The organism is Geodermatophilus sp. DSM 44513 (genome assembly GCF_032460525.1).
Lineage (GTDB): Bacteria > Actinomycetota > Actinomycetes > Mycobacteriales > Geodermatophilaceae > Geodermatophilus.
This window is the reverse complement of the sequence record NZ_CP135963.1, coordinates 170,623-190,533: the sequence shown is the minus strand read 5'-3', so window position 1 is coordinate 190,533 and position 19,911 is coordinate 170,623. Positions and strand designations below refer to the sequence as shown.

General features: G+C 71.8%; 12 protein-coding genes and 3 rRNA genes. 5 read left to right on the top strand and 10 right to left on the bottom strand.

The annotated features are described in order from the left end of the window. Window positions 1-29: 29 nt before the first annotated feature. From RTG05_RS00890 to RTG05_RS00860, 7 genes are all read right to left on the bottom strand, one after another. A complete protein-coding gene (locus RTG05_RS00890; RefSeq protein ID WP_166527058.1) occupies window positions 30-1,412 on the bottom strand; it encodes an 8-oxoguanine deaminase in 1,383 nt (460 codons plus the stop codon). Between the two features lie 22 nt (window positions 1,413-1,434). After that, window positions 1,435-1,719: a DUF4333 domain-containing protein gene (locus RTG05_RS00885; RefSeq protein ID WP_166527057.1), complete on the bottom strand. Its 285-nt coding sequence runs from the start codon at window positions 1,717-1,719 to the stop codon at window positions 1,435-1,437. Window positions 1,720-1,974: 255 nt separating this feature from the next. After that, window positions 1,975-2,091: ribosomal RNA gene (rrf, locus tag RTG05_RS00880) — 5S ribosomal RNA — on the bottom strand. A 115-nt stretch (window positions 2,092-2,206) separates the two neighbouring features. Beyond that, window positions 2,207-5,354: ribosomal RNA gene (locus tag RTG05_RS00875) — 23S ribosomal RNA — on the bottom strand. 466 nt (window positions 5,355-5,820) lie between these two features. Next, window positions 5,821-7,340 (bottom strand): 16S ribosomal RNA (locus RTG05_RS00870). The 16S, 23S and 5S rRNA genes sit together here, the layout of an rRNA operon. Before the next feature lie 365 nt (window positions 7,341-7,705). Beyond that, complete coding sequence (locus RTG05_RS00865; RefSeq protein WP_166527056.1) at window positions 7,706-8,329, bottom strand: alpha-ketoglutarate-dependent dioxygenase AlkB; 624 nt, start codon at window positions 8,327-8,329, stop codon at window positions 7,706-7,708. Window positions 8,330-8,368: 39 nt separating this feature from the next. After that, window positions 8,369-10,627 (bottom strand): RecQ family ATP-dependent DNA helicase, encoded by a 2,259-nt coding sequence (locus tag RTG05_RS00860; RefSeq protein ID WP_166527055.1) that lies wholly within the window; start codon window positions 10,625-10,627, stop codon window positions 8,369-8,371. Window positions 10,628-10,686: 59 nt separating this feature from the next. Between RTG05_RS00860 and RTG05_RS00855 the strand changes: the two genes are divergently transcribed. The 5 genes from RTG05_RS00855 to RTG05_RS00835 all read left to right on the top strand — a co-directional run bounded on the left by RTG05_RS00855 (window position 10,687) and on the right by RTG05_RS00835 (window position 16,339). Then, entirely contained in the window at window positions 10,687-11,526 is an 840-nt protein-coding gene (locus tag RTG05_RS00855) for a PHP domain-containing protein (RefSeq protein WP_208104730.1), read from the top strand. An 89-nt stretch (window positions 11,527-11,615) separates the two neighbouring features. Continuing rightward, window positions 11,616-12,566 carry a carbamate kinase gene (locus RTG05_RS00850; protein ID WP_166527054.1) on the top strand — a complete coding sequence of 317 codons (951 nt, stop codon included), beginning with the start codon at window positions 11,616-11,618 and terminating at the stop codon, window positions 12,564-12,566. 13 nt (window positions 12,567-12,579) lie between these two features. Then, window positions 12,580-13,683, top strand: coding sequence for a barbiturase (locus RTG05_RS00845; RefSeq protein ID WP_166527053.1), 1,104 nt, complete (start codon window positions 12,580-12,582; stop codon window positions 13,681-13,683). 164 nt (window positions 13,684-13,847) lie between these two features. Further along, window positions 13,848-15,095, top strand: coding sequence for a Cache 3/Cache 2 fusion domain-containing protein (locus tag RTG05_RS00840; RefSeq protein ID WP_166527052.1), 1,248 nt, complete (start codon window positions 13,848-13,850; stop codon window positions 15,093-15,095). A 242-nt stretch (window positions 15,096-15,337) separates the two neighbouring features. Next, a complete protein-coding gene (locus RTG05_RS00835) occupies window positions 15,338-16,339 on the top strand; it encodes a bestrophin family protein (protein ID WP_208104729.1) in 1,002 nt (333 codons plus the stop codon). Window positions 16,340-16,350: 11 nt separating this feature from the next. Here RTG05_RS00835 and RTG05_RS00830 read toward each other — a convergent pair whose 3' ends face one another. Genes RTG05_RS00830 through RTG05_RS00820 form a run of 3 tightly spaced genes read right to left on the bottom strand, consistent with a single transcriptional unit; the run spans window position 16,351 to window position 19,876 of the window. After that, window positions 16,351-16,965: a hypothetical protein gene (locus tag RTG05_RS00830; RefSeq protein ID WP_166527051.1), complete on the bottom strand. Its 615-nt coding sequence runs from the start codon at window positions 16,963-16,965 to the stop codon at window positions 16,351-16,353. 41 nt (window positions 16,966-17,006) lie between these two features. After that, window positions 17,007-18,407, bottom strand: coding sequence for a YlbE family protein (locus RTG05_RS00825; protein ID WP_166527050.1), 1,401 nt, complete (start codon window positions 18,405-18,407; stop codon window positions 17,007-17,009). Further along, window positions 18,404-19,876: an AllF/FdrA family protein gene (locus RTG05_RS00820; protein ID WP_208104728.1), complete on the bottom strand. Its 1,473-nt coding sequence runs from the start codon at window positions 19,874-19,876 to the stop codon at window positions 18,404-18,406. The genes RTG05_RS00825 and RTG05_RS00820 overlap by 4 nt, the downstream gene beginning before the upstream one ends. Between the last annotated feature and the right edge of the window lie 35 nt (window positions 19,877-19,911).

The following is a 19,911-nucleotide window of genomic DNA, read 5'->3' as shown; positions in this document are numbered from 1 at the left end:
GTCGAGGGCCTTCCGCGCGCGAACGGTCGCTACAAGGCGGCCTGGATGCGGGCCGACACCCGCCGGTGGACGGCGAGCCGCTCGTCGAGGGCCGGGTGCACGGGGACGCCGTCCTCGACGACGAACCGCCCGGCGACGACGGTGTGCCGCGCCGCGACCGGGCCGCACCGCAACCAGGCCTCCACGGGGTCGGACAGCGCGCCGGCGAACGCCGGACCCTCCAGCGACCACACGGCGAGGTCCCCGCACGCGCCGACCGACAGCTCGCCGACCTCCCCGGTGCGCCCCAGGCACGCCGCTCCCCCGCGGGTGGCCATCTCCAGCGCGTCGCGGGCCGACATGGCGGCCGCGCCGTGCCGCAGCTTGCCCTGCAGCATCGCCGTCCGGGCCTCCAGCCACAGCGACGCGGAGTCCGCCGACGACGACCCGTCCACGCCCAGCCCGACCGGCGCCCCCGCGGCCCGCAGCTCCGCGACCGGCGCCAGACCGCTGCCGAGCACCATGTTCGACGACGGGCAGTGCGCCGCGCCGACCCGCGCCGCGCCCAGCCGCGCCACCTCGCCGGCGTCGGGCCACACCACGTGCGCCAGCCACACCCGGTCGGTCAGCCAGCCGACGTCGGCCAGGTGGTCGACCGGGCGGCGACCGAAGGTGGCCAGGCAGAAGGCGTCCTCGTCCCGCGTCTCGGCCAGGTGGGTGTGCAGCCGGACGTCGAGGTCCTCGGCGAGCTCGGCGGTGCGGCGCATCAGCGCGAGCGAGACGCTGAACGGCGAGCACGGGGCGAGGGCGATGCGGGTCATCGCGTGCGGCGAGCGGTCGTGGTGGGCGGCCACCAGGCGCTCCGAGTCGGCCAGGATCTCGTCGTCGTCCTGGACGACGGACACCGGGGGCAGGCCGCCGTCCTCCACCGACAGCGACATCGAGCCGCGGGTGGGGGAGAAGCGCACGCCGAGCTCGCGGGCGGCGGCGACCTCCGCGCCGATCAGGTCGCCGCCGCCGCGCGGGTGCACGTACAGGTGGTCGGTCGAGGTGGTGCAGCCGGACAGCGCCAGCTCGGTGAGCCCCACCCAGGCGCTGACGAAGGCGGCCTCCTCGTCCAGCCGGGCCCACAGCGGGTACAGGGTGACCAGCCACTCGAACAGGCCGCCGGTCAGCGCCGGGGCGTAGGCGCGGGTGAGGTTCTGGTACAGGTGGTGGTGGGTGTTCACCAGCCCAGGGGTGACCAGGCAGCCGCGGGCGTCCACCAGCCGCGCCGCCACCGGGGCGGGATCGCCGGGCCCGCCGACGCCGGTCACCACCCCGCCGGTGACCGCCACCCAGCCGCCGGCGATCTCGCGGCGGGCGTCGTCGACGGTGGCCAGCAGCTCGGCGTCGTGCACCAGCAGGTCAGCAGTCGTCTCCACGGGCGGCATCCTGCCTGCACCGGACACCGGCTCAGTCGACCCGCTCGACGTCGAAGTCCGCGACCCCGTCGGCGACCGCGGTGACCACGACCCGCCACGCCGTCCGCTCACCGGTGGCGGGGTCGACGGCGGTGCACTCGGTGCTCGCGTCGACCTCGGCGTCGAGGTCGCCGGGACAGGACACCGCGGGCGCGACGCCGGACCGGGCCTGCAGCGCGCCGGCCACCCGGGCCTCCAGCTCCGCCTGGGCAACCGAGGCGCCGCACGCGGTGAGGCCCAGGGCCAGGACAGGTGCAGCGAGGAGGTGGCGCGGCACAACGGCGACCCTAGCGACGGCGGTCTGCGCCCGTCGGCGTCACGCCCCGGCCCGCCGGGACACCGCACGAGCTGCGAGCACCGCCTCCGCCGCCCGCACCACGCGAGGCAGCTCGCTGCCCCACACGGTGGCCACCCCGCCGCCCTCCAGCCGGACGCGGCGTACGGCCGGTATGCCGGCGTCCGTGGTGGTGGCAGACGCCCTGGACGCACGTAGGGCCCTCACCGGGTGGTGAGGGCCCTAGGCGAACGGTTTGTCCGGCGGCGTCCTACTCTCCCACCCCGTCTCCGGGGCAGTACCATCGGCGCTGAGAGGCTTAGCTTCCGGGTTCGGAATGGGTCCGGGCGTTTCCCTCTCGCCATGGCCGCCGTAACACGGTGAACGGTGGAACCAGCCAATCTGGTTCGTGCGTTCAGAACCGCACAGTGGACGCGAAACACCTGCAAGTGACTCGACCGTGTCCCCGCACCCCCGCCAGGGGGTGTGTGTGGTCAAGCCCTCGGCCTGTTAGTACCGGTCAGCTCCACACCTCACGGTGCTCCCACTTCCGGCCTATCAACCCGCTGGTCTGAGCGGGGGCCTTACCCCATTGACTGGGTGAGAGACCTCATCTCGAAGCGAGCTTCCCGCTTAGATGCTTTCAGCGGTTATCCCTGCCGAACGTAGCCAACCAGCCGTGCACCTGGCGGTACAACTGGCACACCAGAGGTTCGTCCGTCCCGGTCCTCTCGTACTAGGGACAGCTCTTCTCAAGTCTCTTACGCGCGCGGCGGATAGGGACCGAACTGTCTCACGACGTTCTAAACCCAGCTCGCGTACCGCTTTAATGGGCGAACAGCCCAACCCTTGGGACCTACTCCAGCCCCAGGATGCGACGAGCCGACATCGAGGTGCCAAACCATCCCGTCGATATGGACTCTTGGGGAAGATCAGCCTGTTATCCCCGGGGTACCTTTTATCCGTTGAGCGACACCGCTTCCACCTGCCGGTGCCGGGTCACTAGTCCCAGCTTTCGCTCCTGCTCGACCCGTCGGTCTCACAGTCAAGCCCCCTTGTGCACTTGCACTCGACACCTGATTGCCAACCAGGCTGAGGGGACCTTTGGGCGCCTCCGTTACCCTTTGGGAGGCAACCGCCCCAGTTAAACTACCCACCTGACACTGTTCCTGATCCGGATCACGGACCCAGGTTAGACATCCAATTCGACCCAGAGTGGTATTTCAACGGCGACTCCACCGACACTGGCGTGCCGGCTTCCCAGTCTCCCACCTATCCTACACAAACCGAACCGAACACCAATATCAAGCTGTAGTGAAGGTCCCGGGGTCTTTCCGTCCTGCCGCGCGTAACGAGCATCTTTACTCGTAGTGCAATTTCGCCGAGCCTGTGGTTGAGACAGCTGAGAAGTCGTTACGCCATTCGTGCAGGTCGGAACTTACCCGACAAGGAATTTCGCTACCTTAGGATGGTTATAGTTACCACCGCCGTTTACTGGCGCTTGAGTTCTGAGCTTCGCACACTTACGTGCACTGACCCGTCCCCTTAACGTTCCAGCACCGGGCAGGCGTCAGTCCGTATACATCGTCTTACGACTTCGCACGGACCTGTGTTTTTAGTAAACAGTCGCTTCTCACTGGTCTCTGCGGCCGCCCACCGCTGCCCACCGCTTGGGTGTTCACAGCAGACGGCCCCCCTTCTCCCGAAGTTACGGGGGCATTTTGCCGAGTTCCTTAACCACAGTTCGCTCGATCGCCTCGGTATTCTCTACCTGACCACCTGAGTTGGTTTGGGGTACGGGCCGCTCGGAACTCGCTAGAGGCTTTTCTCGGCAGCATAGGATCATCGAATTCACCGCAATCGGCTATGCGTCAGGCCTCACCCTGCATGAGGGGCGGATTTGCCTACCCCCCGGGCCACACCCTTGCACCGGTACCACCACTCACCGGCTACGACTACCTTCCTGCGTCACCCCATCGCTTACCTACTACCACTCCGGGCCTCACGCTCCCCACCGGCGCTCCAAAGAACACCAGCAGTTCGGGTGGTTAGCATCGGTGGCCTCAGCATGGGCGTTCCTTCGCGGGTACGGGAATATCAACCCGTTGTCCATCGACTACGCCTGTCGGCCTCGCCTTAGGTCCCGACTCACCCTGGGCGGATTAGCCTGGCCCAGGAACCCTTGGTCTTCCGGCGGGGGAGGTTCTCACTCCCCTCTCGCTACTCATGCCTGCATTCTCACTCGCGTGGCGTCCACGGCTGGATCACTCCGCCGCTTCCCCCGCCACACGACGCTCCCCTACCCACCCCACCACCTGGCCGCCACCCCGCAGGGCAACGACAGGCTGACGGTGGAGTGCCACGGCTTCGGCGGTGTGCTTGAGCCCCGCTACATTGTCGGCGCGGAACCACTTGACCAGTGAGCTATTACGCACTCTTTCAAGGGTGGCTGCTTCTAAGCCAACCTCCTGGTTGTCTCTGCGATCCCACATCCTTTTCCACTTAGCACACGCTTAGGGGCCTTAGCCGATGATCTGGGCTGTTTCCCTCTCGACTACGAACCTTATCGCCCGCAGTCTCACTGCCACGCTCTCACTTACCGGCATTCGGAGTTTGGTTGACGTCAGTAACCTTGTGGGGCCCATCGGCCATCCAGTGCTCTACCTCCGGTAAGAAACACGCGACGCTGCACCTAAATGCATTTCGGGGAGAACCAGCTATCACCGAGTTTGATTGGCCTTTCACCCCTACCCACAGCTCATCCCCCAGGTTTTCAACCCTGGTGGGTTCGGTCCTCCACGCGGTCTTACCCGCGCTTCAACCTGGCCATGGGTAGATCACTCGGCTTCGGGTCTAGGACACGCGACTATTCGTCCATACGGACACGCCCTGTTCGGACTCGCTTTCGCTACGGCTACCCCCCACGGGTTAACCTCGCCACGCACCACTAACTCGCAGGCTCATTCTTCAAAAGGCACGCAATCACCGCCGCACCGAAGTGCGATTCACGGCTCTCACGGCTTGTAGGCACACGGTTTCAGGTACTGTTTCACTCCCCTCCCGGGGTACTTTTCACCTTTCCCTCACGGTACTCGTCCGCTATCGGTCACCAGGGAGTATTCAGGCTTAGCGGGTGGTCCCGCCAGATTCACACCGAATTCCACGGGCTCGGTGCTACTCGGGAACACGTCACAAGGAGGACCAGTGCTTTCGCCTACGGGGCTCTCACCCTCTCCGGCGACCCCTTCCAGAGGCCTTCGGCTAACACGCAGTCTTTCTCACTCCTCCACGTACCGGCAGATACGCACGGACGGTCCCACGACCCCGCTCCCACAACCCCTGCCGGGTATCACATGGAAACGGTTTAGCCTCATCCGCTTTCGCTCGCCACTACTCACGGAATCACGGTTGTTTTCTCTTCCTGTGGGTACTGAGATGTTTCACTTCCCCACGTTCCCTCCACACGCCCTATACATTCAGGCGCAGGTCACACCACATGACTGGTGCGGGGTTCCCCCATTCGGACATCCTCGGATCAACGCTCGGTTGGCAGCTCCCCGAGGCTTATCGCAGCCTCCTACGTCCTTCATCGGCTCCTGGTGCCCAGGCATCCACCGTGTGCCCTCAACAACTTGGCCACACACAAACACCGCACACCGCGCCCGGAAGGACACCAGTGTGCGGGCCTACAAGAACTCTGCAATCAGAGTCAAAAGATGCTCGCGTCCACTGTGCAGTTCTCAACGTACGACCAGACACCGGCCACCCGACCCCACCAGACCCGCCCACCCCCCAAGGGGCACGCGGCGGTATGAGATGCAGACCGGCCCTGCGCAGACGAAACGGTCACCCGCTCCCTCAGGACCCAACAGCGTGCCTACGAACCGACCACCCACCCCACCCCGTTCCCCACGCCGCACCCCCCGAGGAGGACACGACGCCGTACTAGGAGCAGCACCGAGCTGCCGGCCGAACTGGTCAGCGTTCCACCCTCGAGCACCACCCCAGGAACACCCCACCCCCCACAGGCGGGGGGCCGTCGCGTCCTGGGCGCGGCTCTGCACCCACCCACCCATCCGGGCGAGCAGGCGAGATGCTCCTTAGAAAGGAGGTGATCCAGCCGCACCTTCCGGTACGGCTACCTTGTTACGACTTCGTCCCAATCGCCGATCCCGCCTTCGACGGCTCCCTCCACGAGGGTTGGGCCACCGGCTTCGGGCGTTACCGACTTTCGTGACGTGACGGGCGGTGTGTACAAGGCCCGGGAACGTATTCACCGCAGCGTTGCTGATCTGCGATTACTAGCGACTCCAACTTCATGGGGTCGAGTTGCAGACCCCAATCCGAACTGAGACCGGCTTTTGGGATTCGCTCCACCTCACGGTATCGCAGCCCTTTGTACCGGCCATTGTAGCATGTTTGCAGCCCTAGACATAAGGGGCATGATGATTTGACGTCATCCCCACCTTCCTCCGAGTTGACCCCGGCAGTCTCCCATGAGTCCCCACCATCACGTGCTGGCAACATGGAACGAGGGTTGCGCTCGTTGCGGGACTTAACCCAACATCTCACGACACGAGCTGACGACAACCATGCACCACCTGTGCACGGCCCTTACGGACCCCGCATCTCTGCGAGATTTCCGTGCATGTCAAGCCTAGGTAAGGTTCTTCGCGTTGCATCGAATTAAGCAACATGCTCCGCCGCTTGTGCGGGCCCCCGTCAATTCCTTTGAGTTTTAGCCTTGCGGCCGTACTCCCCAGGCGGGGCGCTTAATGCGTTAGCTGCGGCACGGAGACCGTGGAATGGCCCCCACACCTAGCGCCCAACGTTTACGGCGTGGACTACCAGGGTATCTAATCCTGTTCGCTCCCCACGCTTTCGCTCCTCAGCGTCAGTTGTTGCCCAGAGACCCGCCTTCGCCACCGGTGTTCCTCCTGATATCTGCGCATTTCACCGCTACACCAGGAATTCCAGTCTCCCCTGCAACACTCGAGTCTGCCCGTATCGACTGCAGGCCCGGAGTTGAGCTCCGGGTTTTCACAGCCGACGCGACAGACCGCCTACGAGCTCTTTACGCCCAATAATTCCGGACAACGCTTGCACCCTACGTATTACCGCGGCTGCTGGCACGTAGTTGGCCGGTGCTTCTTCTGCAGGTACCGTCACTTCCGCTTCGTCCCTGCTGAAAGAGGTTTACAACCCGAAGGCCGTCATCCCCCACGCGGCGTCGCTGCGTCAGGCTTCCGCCCATTGCGCAATATTCCCCACTGCTGCCTCCCGTAGGAGTCTGGGCCGTGTCTCAGTCCCAGTGTGGCCGGTCACCCTCTCAGGCCGGCTACCCGTCGTCGCCTTGGTAGGCCACTACCCCACCAACAAGCTGATAGGCCGCGGGCCCATCCCCAGCCGGACGAATCCTTTCCACCACCAGACCATGCGGCCAGCGGTCACATCCGGTATTAGCCCCAATTTCTTGGAGTTATCCCAGAGCCAGGGGCAGGTTACCCACGTGTTACTCACCCGTTCGCCACTGATCACCCACCGAAGCAGGATCACCGTTCGACTTGCATGTGTTAAGCACGCCGCCAGCGTTCGTCCTGAGCCAGGATCAAACTCTCCGTAGATGTTCGAACCCCGGCCGAGAACCGAGAACTGGACGCTCTCGATCAATCAACCAAAGGAACCCACAAAGGGGTTAGTTACTTGGCACTGACTTTCGGCACGCTGTTGAGTTCTCAAAGAGCGGACGCGACCGTACTCGGGCCTTTCGGCCTTCATCCGGGGCGGTGTTCTCAATGTACACCACGCTCCGCAGCAGTCGAACCTCAGGTGGTTCGTCCGGCGGTTGACCGGGCTGGTGACCCAGCCCGTTCTCGTGCGGTGCAGAGAGGACAGTACACCCGTCGCGGGGCGCTCTGCAGGGGGTCCCCGACCCCGGTGCAGGGCCCGCCGCGAGCGCGTCAGCGGTGGGCGGCAGGAGGGTGCTCCATCAGGCCACGCCGCGGGGCCGGAACTGCACGCTGACCCGGGGGCCCACGGGGCGGGCCGTCTTCGGCACGCAGTGCTCCCACGTGCGCTGGCAGGAACCGCCCATGACCACGAGGTCCCCGTGTCCCAGGGAGAAGCGCAGGCTCTCCCCGCCACCGACCGGGCGCAGCAGCAGGGGCCGCGGGGACCCGAAGGACACGATGGCCACCATCGTGTCCTGGGTGCGGCTGCGCCCCAGCCGGTCACCGTGCCAGGCGACGCTGTCCCGGCCGTCGCGGTACAGGCACATCCCGGCGGTCACGAACGGCTCCCCGAGTTCCGGGCCGTAGTGCGCGTCGAGGTCCTCGCGCGCCCGGGTCAGCAACGGGTGCGGCAACGGCTCACCCCCGCCGTACCACCGCAACAGCCGCGGGACGGCGACCTCACGCTCGTACACCTGCCGCCGGTCGGCGCGCCAGCCGATGTCCCCGAGCAGCACCTCGAGCACCTCGTCGGAGCCGGAGACCCAGCCGGGCAGGTGGTCGACCCAGGCCCCGCGGCCGAGGTGGTGCCTGGTGACCGCCAGCGGGCCGAGTGCGGCCTCCTCGGCGAGGTCCCACATCGACGGCTGGCGGGCGAGCGACATGCGGGGAGGCTACGCCGATTCGAACGCGTGTACGAGACGCTAGGCCGTGAGGGCGAGTGCGAAGGGCAGCACCCGCGAGGCGCCGGCCAGCCGCAGCTCGCGACCGGCGACGGTCATCGTCCAGCGGGAGTCGGCCAGGTCGTCCACGAGCAGCACCGGCACCGGGCCGAGCTCCCCCAGCCGGGCCCGCAGCTCCGGGCCGACCACGATCCGCTGCCACACCCCCGCGAGCCGGAAGGCACTGTTGCCGCCCGGCCCCCCGGTCGGGCCGCCGTGCGCCAGGGACAGCTCACCCAGGTACGGCAGCCGGCCCAGCCCGGCCAGCCCCTGCGCCAGCCCGGTGACCAGCCGCGGCCGGCGCCGGGAGGGGACGGCGACCACCGCGGCCGGCCGCTCGGCCCAGTCCCAGGCGCCGAGCACGCGCGCGCAGGCCCGCAGCAGCTCCTCGTCCGGCGGCACGTCGCGGCCCCGCTGCAGGGGCCCGCGCTGAGCCCGCGAAGCGTGGGGGGCAGCGGGGTCCTTCCTGTCGAAGGCGGCGTCCGGGTCCTCCTCCAGCCCGGGGGCCTCCAGCTCCACCACGCCGCCCACGCCGTCGTCCCCGAGCAGGGTGCGCAGCCGCTGGCCCCAGCCGAGGTCGGTGAGCCGGGCGACGGCCCGGCCCGGGTCGAGCTGCTCGCCGGCGGCGATCTTGCCCTTGACCCCGACGCCGAGCCGGTCGGCGCCGGTCGGCCACTGGGCCCGCGGGGCGAGCTCCACACCCGGGCGGTCCAGCGCCGCCGACGCCGCGGCGGCCGCGCCCTCGGGGACCTCGGTGGCGTACCAAGGGCCGGCGCAGACGTCGCAGCGGCCGCAGGCCGCCGCGGTCGGGTCGTCGAGCGCCTCCTGGAGGAAGGCCATCCGGCAGCGGGCCGCCTCGACCGGCCGTGCGTAGGCGATCATCGCCCGCTGCTCGGCCTCGCGGGTCTGCGTCACCCGGGCGTACCGGTCGGCGTCGTAGACCCACGGCCGGCCGGTGGACCGCCAGCCCCCCTGCACCCGCTCGACCGCGCCGTCGACGGCGAGCACCTTGAGCAGCAGCTCCAGCCGGGAGCGGCGGACGTCGGCCACCGTCTCCAGCCGGGCCACCGACCACGCCCTCCCGTCGGCCATGGCCGCGAGCACCGCGGCGGCGTGGTCCTCCCGGGGCATGGAGGAGGTGGCGAACCACTGCCAGATGGCGAGGTCCTCCGGGCCGGGGAGCAGCAGCACGTCGGCGTGCTCGACCGCGCGACCGGCGCGCCCGACCTGCTGGTAGTAGCTGACCGGCGAGGACGGCGCCCCGAGGTGGACGACGAAGCCCAGGTCGGGCTTGTCGAAGCCCATGCCCAGCGCCGAGGTGGCGACCAGCGCCTTGACCCGGTTGGCCCGCAGCGCCTCCTCGGCGTCCTTGCGGTCGGCGTCGTCCAGCCGGCCGGTGTAGGCGCGCACCTCGTGGCCGGCGTCCCGCAGCAGGGACGCGGTCTCCTCGGCGGCGGCGACGGTGAGCGTGTAGACGATGCCGCTGCCGGGCAGGTCGCCGAGGTGGGCGGCGAGCCAGGCCAGCCGGGCCCGGTCGGTGGGCAGCCGCAGCACGCCCAGGCGCAGCGAGTCGCGGGCCAGCGGCCCACGCACCGTCGTCACCCCCACGCCGCCGACGCCGAGCTGCTCGGCGACGTCGGCCACCACCCGCTCGTTGGCAGTCGCGGTGGTGGCCAGCACCGGCGTGCCGGGCGGCAGGGTGCCCAGCAGGTCGCGGATGCGCCGGTAGTCGGGCCGGAAGTCGTGGCCCCAGTCGGAGACGCAGTGCGCCTCGTCGACGACCACCAGGCCGCACCGGGCCACCAGTCCGGGCAGCTGCTCCTCGCGGAAGCGCGGGTTGGTCAGCCGCTCCGGGGAGACCAGCAGGACGTCGACCTCGTCGGCGGCCAGCGCCGCGGCGACGTCGTCCCACTCGGTCGCGTTGGCACTGGAGATCTCCACCGCCCGGATGCCGGCGCGGGCGGCGGCGGCGACCTGGTCGCGCATCAGCGCGAGCAGCGGGCTCACCAGCAGCGTGGGGCCGGCACCGCGGCGGCGCAGCAGCGCGGTGGAGACGAAGTAGACCGCCGACTTGCCCCACCCGGTGCGCTGCACGACCAGGGCCCGCTCGGAGCGCTCGACCAGCGCGGCGACGGCGGCGTCCTGGCCCTCCCGGAACACCGCGTCGGGCCGGCCGGTCAGCTCGCGGAGGACGCCGAGGGCCTCGACGGCGACGTCGGCGGACGGGGCTGCGGTCGTCATGGCCCCGACACTAGGCAGCCCGGGAGACAGGACCGGCCAGCGCGCGCATGCTGGGGACGATGCGAGAGGATCCACAGGCGATGCGACCACCGGACAACCACGTGCACACCAGGTGGTCCTGGGACACCTCGAGCTCCTCGACGATGGCCCGGGCGTGCGAGCGGGCGGTGGCCCGGGGCCTGCCCGCCGTCGCCTTCACCGAGCACCTGGACTTCACGACCTGGCTGCCCGCGGACCGGGCGACCGCGGACGGACTGGTCGACCGGCACGCCTCCCGCCACGCGCCGATCGACGTCGAGGGCTACGCCGCCGAGCTCGAGGAGTGCCGCGCACGCTTCCCGGAGCTGCGGATCTGGTCCGGCGTCGAGACCGGCGAGCCGCACCTGTTCAGCGCCAGCGTCGCCGCCCACCTGCGCGACGCCCCCGTGGACCGGGTGCTCGGGTCGCTGCACTCCCTGCCCCAGGACGGCCGGCTCTACGGCGTGGGCCGGCTGCTCTACCCGGACCCCGACACGACGATGCGCCGCTACCTGGCCGAGGTCGTCGACATGGTCGAGGGCAGCGACGTCTTCGAGGTGCTCGCGCACGTCGACTTCCCGCGCCGCTACTGGCCCGGCGGCAGCGACCGGTACGCCGAGAAGGACTACGAGGAGGAGTACCGGGCGGTGTTCCGTGCGCTGGCCGGCACCGGCCGGGCGCTGGAGGTGAACACGACCAGCCCGCTGGCCTCGGTGGACCAGGTGCGCTGGTTCCACGAGGAGGGCGGTGCCGCGGTCAGCTTCGGCAGCGACGCGCACGCCCCGGCCGTCGTCGGCCAGCACTTCGACCTGGCGGTGGACGTCGTCGAGGCCGCCGGCTTCCGGCCCGGTCGGGACGCCTTCGACTTCTGGCGCCGCTGAGCTGGTCCAGGGCCGGGGTGCTCCAGCGCTGACGTGCTCCAGAGCCGGGGTGCTTCAGCGCTGAGAGATCTCCGGCTACGGTCGGCCCGGTGAGCCCCGGCCGCGTCGTGATCGCCCTCGGGGGCAACGCGATGACCGGCCCGGACGGCTCGGCCACGCCCGCCGCCCAGCGGGACGCGATCGCCGTGGCCTGCCGGCACGTCGCGGCCGTCGTGGCGACCGGGGCCGAGGTCGTGCTCACCCACGGCAACGGGCCCCAGGTGGGCAACCTTCTGGTGAAGAACGAGCTGGCCGCCCACGAGGTCCCGCCGGTGCCGCTGGACTGGTGCGTGGCCCAGACCCAGGCGACGATCGGCTTCACGCTGGCCGACGAGCTCGACGCCGCCCTGGCCGACCGGGGCCTGCCGCAGCGCACCGCCGTCCTGGTCACCCGCACGCTGGTGGACGCCGACGACCCGCACTTCGCCGAGCCGTCCAAGCCGATCGGCCGCCACCTCCCGCGCGAGCATGCCGAGCGGTCCATGGCCCACGGCCAGGTGTGGGAGGACCGCGGCCCGCGCGGCTGGCGGCGGGTCGTCGCCTCACCGGAGCCGCGCGGCGTGGTCGACGGGCCGGCGGTCCGGGTGCTGCTGGCGGCCGGGTTCGTCGTCGTCTGCGCCGGCGGTGGCGGTGTCCCCGTCGTGGACGACCACGTCGACGGGCACGCCCTGCGCGGCGTGGAGGCCGTCGTCGACAAGGACCTCACCGCCGCGCTGCTGGCCCGGGACCTGGGCGCCGGCACGCTGGTGATCGCCACCGACGTCCCGCACGTGGTGGTCGGCTTCAGAACGCCGACCGCCCGGCCGCTGGGCCGGGTGACCCCCGCGGAGCTGCGCGCGCACGCCGCGGCCGGGGAGTTCGCCCGCGGCTCGATGGCCCCCAAGGTCGAGGCCGGGCTGCGCTTCGTCGCCGGTGGCGGCAGCCGCGCGGTCATCACCTCCCTCGAGCACATCGCCGACGCCGTCGAGCGCGACGACGTCGGCACCGTCGTCACCCCCTAGGAAAGAGGAAGCCGTGCCCGCACCCATCGAGGTCCGCAAGATCCCGCTGCACAACGTCAGCGACGCCTCCGAGCTGACCAGGCTCATCGAGGAGGGCGTCGTGGACGCCGACCGCGTCGTCGCCGTGATCGGCAAGACCGAGGGCAACGGCGGGGTCAACGACTACACGCGGATCATCGCCGACCGGGCCTTCCGCGAGGTGCTGCTCGAGAGGGGCACGCGGAGCAAGGAGGAGGTCGGGGAGATCCCGATCGTGTGGTCCGGCGGCACCGACGGCGTCATCAGCCCGCACGCCACCGTCTTCGCCACCCTGCCCGAGGACGCCGTCGAGAAGACCGACGAGCCCCGGCTGACCGTCGGCTACGCGATGAGCGACGTCCTCCTGCCCGAGGACATCGGCCGGATCGCCATGGTGGAGAAGGTCGCCGAGGGCGTGCGCCGGGCGATGCAGGCTGCCGGCATCACCGACCCCGCCGACGTCCACTACGTGCAGACCAAGACGCCGCTGCTGACCATCGACACCATCCGCGACGCCCGCGAGCGCGGGGAGACGACGTCCCTGCAGGAGCCGCACGGCTCGATGGACCTGTCCAACGGCACGACGGCCCTCGGTGTCGCCGTGGCGCTGGGCGAGATCGAGATGCCGAGGCAGGAGCAGGTCATGCGCGACCTCTCGCTCTACTCCTCGGTCGCCTCGTGCTCCTCGGGCGTGGAGCTCGACCGGGCCCAGATCGTCGTCGTCGGCAACGCCCGCGGGCACGGCGGCAGCTACCGGGTCGGCCACTCGGTCATGACCGACGCGCTGGACTCCGACGGCATCTGGAACGCGATCCGCGACGCCGGCCTCGAGCTGCCGGAGCGCCCGCACCCCAGCGACCTCGGCGACCGGCTGGTCAACGTGTTCCTCAAGTGCGAGGCCGACCCGACCGGCTACGTCCGCGGCCGGCGCAACGCGATGCTCGACGACTCCGACGTCTCCTGGCACCGGCAGATCAAGGCGACGGTCGGCGGGGTGGCGGCGTCGGTGACCGGCGACCCGGCGGTGTTCGTGTCGGTCGCCGCGGTGCACCAGGGCCCCTCCGGCGGCGGCCCCGTGGCGGCGATCGTCCGCGCCTGAGGGAGGACCCCGCAGGTGGGAGCGCCGTCTGCGCCGGAGCAGTGACCCTGCGTGCGGCGCGCCTCACGCCCGGTCGCCACCGGCGTCCTATCGTCAGCCGCGCCGGTCGGCGTCGATCCGGTACCCGTGGGGTGCGTCGGCCAGTGGCGTGGAGGAGTCGAGTGGTGCGCAGGTCGTCGGCACAGGGGACCGTCCTGCCCGACCCCGTCGTCCAGGAGCCGCCGGCGCGGGCGGCTCCCGGCCGGGCCCGCCGGCGGCTGGAGCGCGAGGGCGGGGCCGAGGCGGCCGCCCGGCGGGCCGGCGAGCTGACCCGCGCCAGCTGCGAGGTCTCCACCACCTCGCGGGAGGCCGCGGAGTCCCTCGCCGAGCTGCGCGGTGCGATCGGCGACATCGCCCAGTGCACGACCCAGGCGTCGTCGATCACCGGGGACGCGGTCCGCGACGCGCAGGCCGTGGACGAGCGGATCGCCGCGCTGCAGGGGGCCACCGACGCGATCAGCGAGATCGTCCGGCTGCTGGCCGCGATCAGCCAGCAGAGCCGGTTCCTGGCGCTCAACGCCTACGTCGAGGCCGCCCGCGCCGGCGAGGTGGGCCGCGGCTTCGCCGTCGTCGCCGACGAGGTCAAGCAGCTCGCCGAGCGCACCGCCCGCGCCGCCGGCGACATCGGCGCCCAGGTGGAGGCGGTGCACCGGGAGACCCGCTCGGCCGTCGACGTCGTCTCGCGGATCACCACGACGCTGGGGTCCATCGCCGCGGCGCAGGACACCGTGGCGGCGGCGGTCGAGCAGCAGCGGGCGGCCACCGACCGCGTCGTCGACAGCGTGGAGCGGGCCGCCGGCGGGTCGGCGCGGATCACCGAGGCCGTCGCGGCCCTCGCCCAGGAGCAGCGCGAGACCTACGTCCGCCGGGCGCTGGCCATCGCCGAGGACCTGCTGGAGGAGGCCGGTGGGGTGTCCCTCGGCGAGGGCCGCCGCCGGGTGAGCGTGCGCGACCAGGTCACCGGCGCGGTGCGCGAGGTCGACCTGCCCGACCTGCTGCTCGGCGGCGTCCCGCTGACCCGGGACGACGACCCGCGGCGTCCCGCGCCGCTGGTCGACGAGGTGGTCGCTCTGGTCGGGGGCAGCTGCACGCTGTTCCAGCGGCTGGACGGCGACGGCGGCATGGTGCGCGCGACCACCACCGTCCGGACCGCGCAGGGACGGCGCAACGTGGGGACCGCCATCCCCCCGCGCGACGCCGACGGCAGCCCCCACCCGGTGCTGGCCGCCGTCCTGGCCGGGCGGACCTACACCGGAGAGGCGACCGTCGCCGACCGCCCCTTCTTCACCGCCTACGAGGGACTGCACTCCACCGACGGCGAGCTGGTCGGCATGCTCTACGTCGGGCTGCCGCTGGACGCGCTGCCCGGCTGAGCCTCACACCGGGACTGCACCCGGGCGATCTCCTCGCGCGCCGGGTCTGCCAGCTCCCGCCGGATGCGGTCGTGCTCGGCCTCGGCGTCGGAGGCGCGGTGGGCCTCGGCGTCGACGGGCCCGGGCGCACCCGGCCGACGACGACGTTGCGGATCACCGGGACAGTCTGCTGCTCCGCAGCCCGACCCGTCCCCGGTGACCGGCCGTTCCCGGCACCCGGCGTTGCGGCACGGTGACACACCGTGTGGCCGGACTCACGCCGCCGTGGAGTCGCGGGTCGCGGACCGGGCTGGGGACGATGGGACGTCCCGGCCGACGGCCACCCGCCGACCACGGAGCGCGCCCTGATCACCTCGCGGGTCCCCCGTCCGAGCCACGCCTGGCGGGCCATCGCCGTCCCGTTCACGGTCCTGCTGCTGTGGGACGTGCTGGTCACCGTCCTGTACCACGCCGGGGCGCGCGGCTTCACCGGCATCGACATCCAGTTCACCCTGTTCGGGACGGCGATCGCGCTGTTCACCGGTTTCATGGTCAACGCCGCCTACCAGCGCTGGTGGGAGGCGCGGACGCTGTGGGGGCAGGTGGTCAACTCCTCGCGGAGCCTGGCCCGGGAGGCGCTGGTGCTCCTCGACGAGCGCGGCGAGGGCGCCCGGCCCGGGCTGGGGCCGCAGGTGGTCCGGGCCCAGGTGGCCTACGTGCACCTGCTGCGGACGGCGCTGCGCGGCCAGCCGGTCCCGGACGAGGCGCGGGCCCACCTCGACGACGCCGTCCGCGAGGGGGTCGAGCGCTCCACCAACCGGCCCAACGCCGTGCTCACCCACGTCGGCCGGCTGCTGGCCGAGGCCGCGCACCGCGGGGTGCTCAGCGACTACCGCCGGGTGCAGATGGAGGCCACGCTGGTCGTCCTCACCGACGCCCAGGGCGGGCTGGAGCGGATCAAGAACACCCCGCTGCCGGTGCAGTACCGCTTCCTGCCGCGGTTCTTCGCGCAGGTCTTCGGCGCCATCCTGCCCTTCGCCGTGGTCAACGACCTGGGCTGGGCCACCCCGATCGGCTCGGGGCTGGTCGGGCTGATGTTCCTGCTGGCGGTGCAGATCGGCGACGAGCTGGCCGAGCCGTTCGCCGACGCCGTCTACGACGTCCCGATGACCGCGCTGACGCGCACCATCGAGATCGACCTGGTGGAGATGATCGGCGCCGAGCCGCCCAGCGCGCTGCGGCCGGTCGACCGGGTGCTCTGGTAGCCCGCGGTCGGTCAGCGCCGGGCGAACCAGCTGTCTGCCGGCAGGTCCGGCGGGGGCAGCGGCTCGTGGTCGCCGTACTCCGGAGGGGGCTCCCACGGCCAGAGGGTGACCACCCGCGCGGCGGCCCGGCCGATCGCGGTCCCGTCCAGCTCGGTCACCGTCTCGGCGATGCCCAGCTCGTCGCAGCGGACGACGAACCGCAGCGGCCCGTCGGGCGGCAGCGGGGACAGCCACCACGACTGCTCGATCGTCGCCGCTCCCCCCGATCCGCCGCCCGGGTGGAAGACGACGTCCACGCCGTCCGCCCCCGGGAGGCTGCTGGCCCTCCGGCCGTCGGCGAACTCCACCCCGAGCAGGAAGCGGCCGCCGTCGGGGCCGTGCCGCCAGACCAGCTCGTCCAGGGTGTGCGCGAAACGCCCGCGCGCCGACGGGCGCATCCGCACGGTCAGCTCCAGGGACAGCCCGGTCGTGTGGACCTGCAGGCCGACCAGCGCGACCGCCACGTCGTCGGTGCGCGCGAGCAGCAGGTTCTGCGGCAGGGCGACGGGCACCTCGTTCTCGGGCGCCTGCATCCGCCGCTGCGCGTCGTCGTCGGGCTCGCTGTGCAGCTGGCTGCTGGTCCACATGCGCGGAGCCTGGCGGTCGGCGTCCGCCGGGGCAAGCGACGTCAGGCGGCCGCCCGGGCCTCCCGCGCGAGCGCGGCCAGCGCGGCGTCGAAGCACTCCCGCGGCGGCTGGACCAGACCGGCGCCCACCTGGCCGGTCCCGGCGACCCGCCCGGCCATGCCGGTGTTGATCTGCGGCAGCCAGCCGGTGCGGGCGACGGCCAGGACGTCGATGCCGGTCGGTGCGCCGCGGAAGCCGAGGACGGGCACCTGCATCGCCGGGTTCTCGGCGAGGGTGAGCTGGTACATCCGCTCGGTGGTGGCCAGCGCGTCGGGCACGGAGCCGCCGACGAAGCGGACGATCGCGGGTGCCGCCGCCATGCAGAAGCCGCCGACGCCGTAGGTCTCCATGATCGCGGAGTCGCCGATGTCGGGGTTGGCGTCGTCCGGGCCGAAGTCGCCGAGGTACAGCCCGACCGGGGTGTTGGCCGGGCCGGTGAACCAGCGGTCGCCGGTGCCGGCGGTGCGGATGCCGAACTCCGTCCCGTTGCGGGACATCACGGTGACCATCGTCGAGCCGGGCACGTGCCCGACGGCGTCCATCGCCAGCTTGGCCGTCGGCATGCCGAGGTTGAGGAAGAAGTGCTCGTTGCCGCCGATGAACCGCAGCACCGCCGCGACGTCCGAGGACGGCGCGTCCACCGCCACGACCGCCGGGGACAGCTCGCGCAGCGTCATCAGCGAGCCGGCGCGGTTGCGGTTGTGCCCCTCGTCGCCCATCTGCAGCATCTGCGCGAGCACGGCCCGGACGTCCAGCGGCTCGGGCATCGACCGCACGGCGGCCTGCAGCACCGGCCCCAGGACGTCGCGCATCCAGCGCAGCCGGTCGAGCACCTCCTCCCCGAAGGCACCCATCCGCAGCACCTTGCCCAGGCCCTCGTTGAGGTTGCAGTGGGCCCGCCCGCCACCGACCGGGTCCTGCAGGCACCACAGCCACATCGACGGGCTCGTCACGCCGGCCATGGGCCCCACCGCGGAGTGGTGGTGGCACGGGTCGAGGGCGACCCCGCCCGAGGCCAGCAGCCGCTCGGCCTCCTCGGCGGTCGACGCCCAGCCCTCGAACAGGCAGGCGCCGACCAGCGCGCCGCGCAGCGGGCCGGACGCGTCGGCCCACCCGATCGGCGGGCCGGCGTGCAGCAGGGTGCGGTCGGGCAGCCCGAGGACGTCGCGCGCCGGGCGGACGTCGACCAGGTGCGACCCGGCGGCCATCACCCGCTCGACGGCGGTGCGGTTGGCCGCGGCCCGGCGCCGGTCGAGGGCCAGCGCGGCGAGGTCGGCGGGGTCCGCCGACGGCGGCGGGCGCCAGTCGACGTCGTGCACGTCGGCGCCCTGGGCGCGCAGCGCGGCGGAGAAGACGTCGACACCGGCGGCGACGACCGCCGGGGGGCTGTCCAGGAGGGTCACCGCGCGGCTCCCAGCAGGTCGAGCGCGTGCCGGGTGGCCCGCGCGTTGGAGGCGTGCACCGCGGCGCCGGCCGCGGCCAGGGCGTCGGCCTGGCGCGACCAGCCCTGCGGGTCGGCCTCGGTGCCGACCAGCGCGACGACGGCCGGGAGGCCGGCCGCCTCGATCGCCGGCACCAGGGTGGCCGCCGGGTCGGGGTCGGCGCCGTGGCCCAGGACGACGTCCAGCAGCAGCACCGCGGGCTCCCCGGACGTCGCGATCCGGGTCAGCGCCTCCAGCCGCAGCGTGGGGTCGATCATCGGGTGCGGCCGGCCCACGGTGAGCGCGTCGTCGCCGAGGTCGACCACCAGGTGACCCGGGGCGGACAGGTCCGTGCCGAGGTGCAGCTCCGGGCGCAGCGGGGTGTTGGACCGGATGTCGCCGAGCCGCGGGGCGGCCAGCAGCATCGCCTCGTCGGCCAGCGTGCCGCCGGCGTAGAGGCCCTTGAGGACGGCGCCGCGCGCGGCCGGACGGGTGGCGCCCCGGGACGGCCACTCCGGCACCGCGACGCCCAGGTCGGCGAGCAGCGCCTCGACGGCGGCGGTGAGGTCGGGGCTGTCCGGGGACAGCGCCGCGGACCGGACGGGCACCGACAGCCGGCCGGCGGCCTCCGCCACCCGGGCCGCGACCGACGGCGCCGGTGGCTTGGACACCAGCAGCACCCGCTCGGTGGCCGGGTCGGCGTCCAGCAGGACCAGCGCGTCCAGGGTGGCCAGCCCGCCGACGGCCTCGGACAGGTCGCGCCCGCCGACGCCGATCAGGTGCGAGACGCCCACGCCGGCCGCGTCGAGCAGGCAGGACACCTGCTGGGCGCCGGTGCCGGACGCCGCCACGATCCCGACCGGGCCGCGCCGCACCACGTTGGCGAAGCCGAGCGCGAGGCCGGAGACGATCGCCGTCCCGCAGTCCGGGCCCATGACCAGCACGCCGGCGTCGTGGGCGGCCCGCTTGAGCGCCACCTCGTGCTCCACCGGCACGCCGTCGGAGAACACCAGCACGCTCGCGCCCGCGGCGATCGCGTCGGTGGCCTCGGCGACCGCGTACGGCCCGGGGACGCTGATCACGGCCAGCGCCGGGCCGTCGCCGTCGAGGGCGTCCAGGCCGGCGCCGACCGTGCGCAGCGGCACCGTCTGCGCAGGCCCGGTAGCGCGCTCGCGGGCGGCCAGCGCGGCGTCGACGGCGGCCACCGCGCCGGCCAGCGCACCGTCGTCCGCGGCGGCGACCGCGACCAGCAGCTGGTCGGGCGACGCGCCGCCGTCCGGGGCCAGGCCCATGCCCGCGGCCAGCTCCAGGTTGAGCGGCGTGGCCATGGCGACGAGCACCGCGGTGACGCCGTCCCGCGCGCCGACGTCCCGGCTGACCTGCATCAACCGGACCGAGTCGGCGTACACGCCACTGCGCAGGGAGACGTGCCGGACGCCGGTCGTGGTCACCCCGCGCACCGTACCGGCGCCGGCCCGGCCCGGTG

Excerpts from the sequence above, each read along its gene's own strand:
- RTG05_RS00865 (WP_166527056.1), bottom strand. The coding sequence starts at position 8,329 with ATGTCGCTCGCCCGCCAGCCGTCGATGTGGGACCTCGCCGAGGAGGCC.
- RTG05_RS00855 (WP_208104730.1), top strand. The coding sequence starts at position 10,687 with ATGCGAGAGGATCCACAGGCGATGCGACCACCGGACAACCACGTGCAC.
- RTG05_RS00860 (WP_166527055.1), bottom strand. The coding sequence starts at position 10,627 with ATGACGACCGCAGCCCCGTCCGCCGACGTCGCCGTCGAGGCCCTCGGC.
- RTG05_RS00890 (WP_166527058.1), bottom strand. The coding sequence starts at position 1,412 with ATGCCGCCCGTGGAGACGACTGCTGACCTGCTGGTGCACGACGCCGAG.
- RTG05_RS00830 (WP_166527051.1), bottom strand. The coding sequence starts at position 16,965 with ATGTGGACCAGCAGCCAGCTGCACAGCGAGCCCGACGACGACGCGCAG.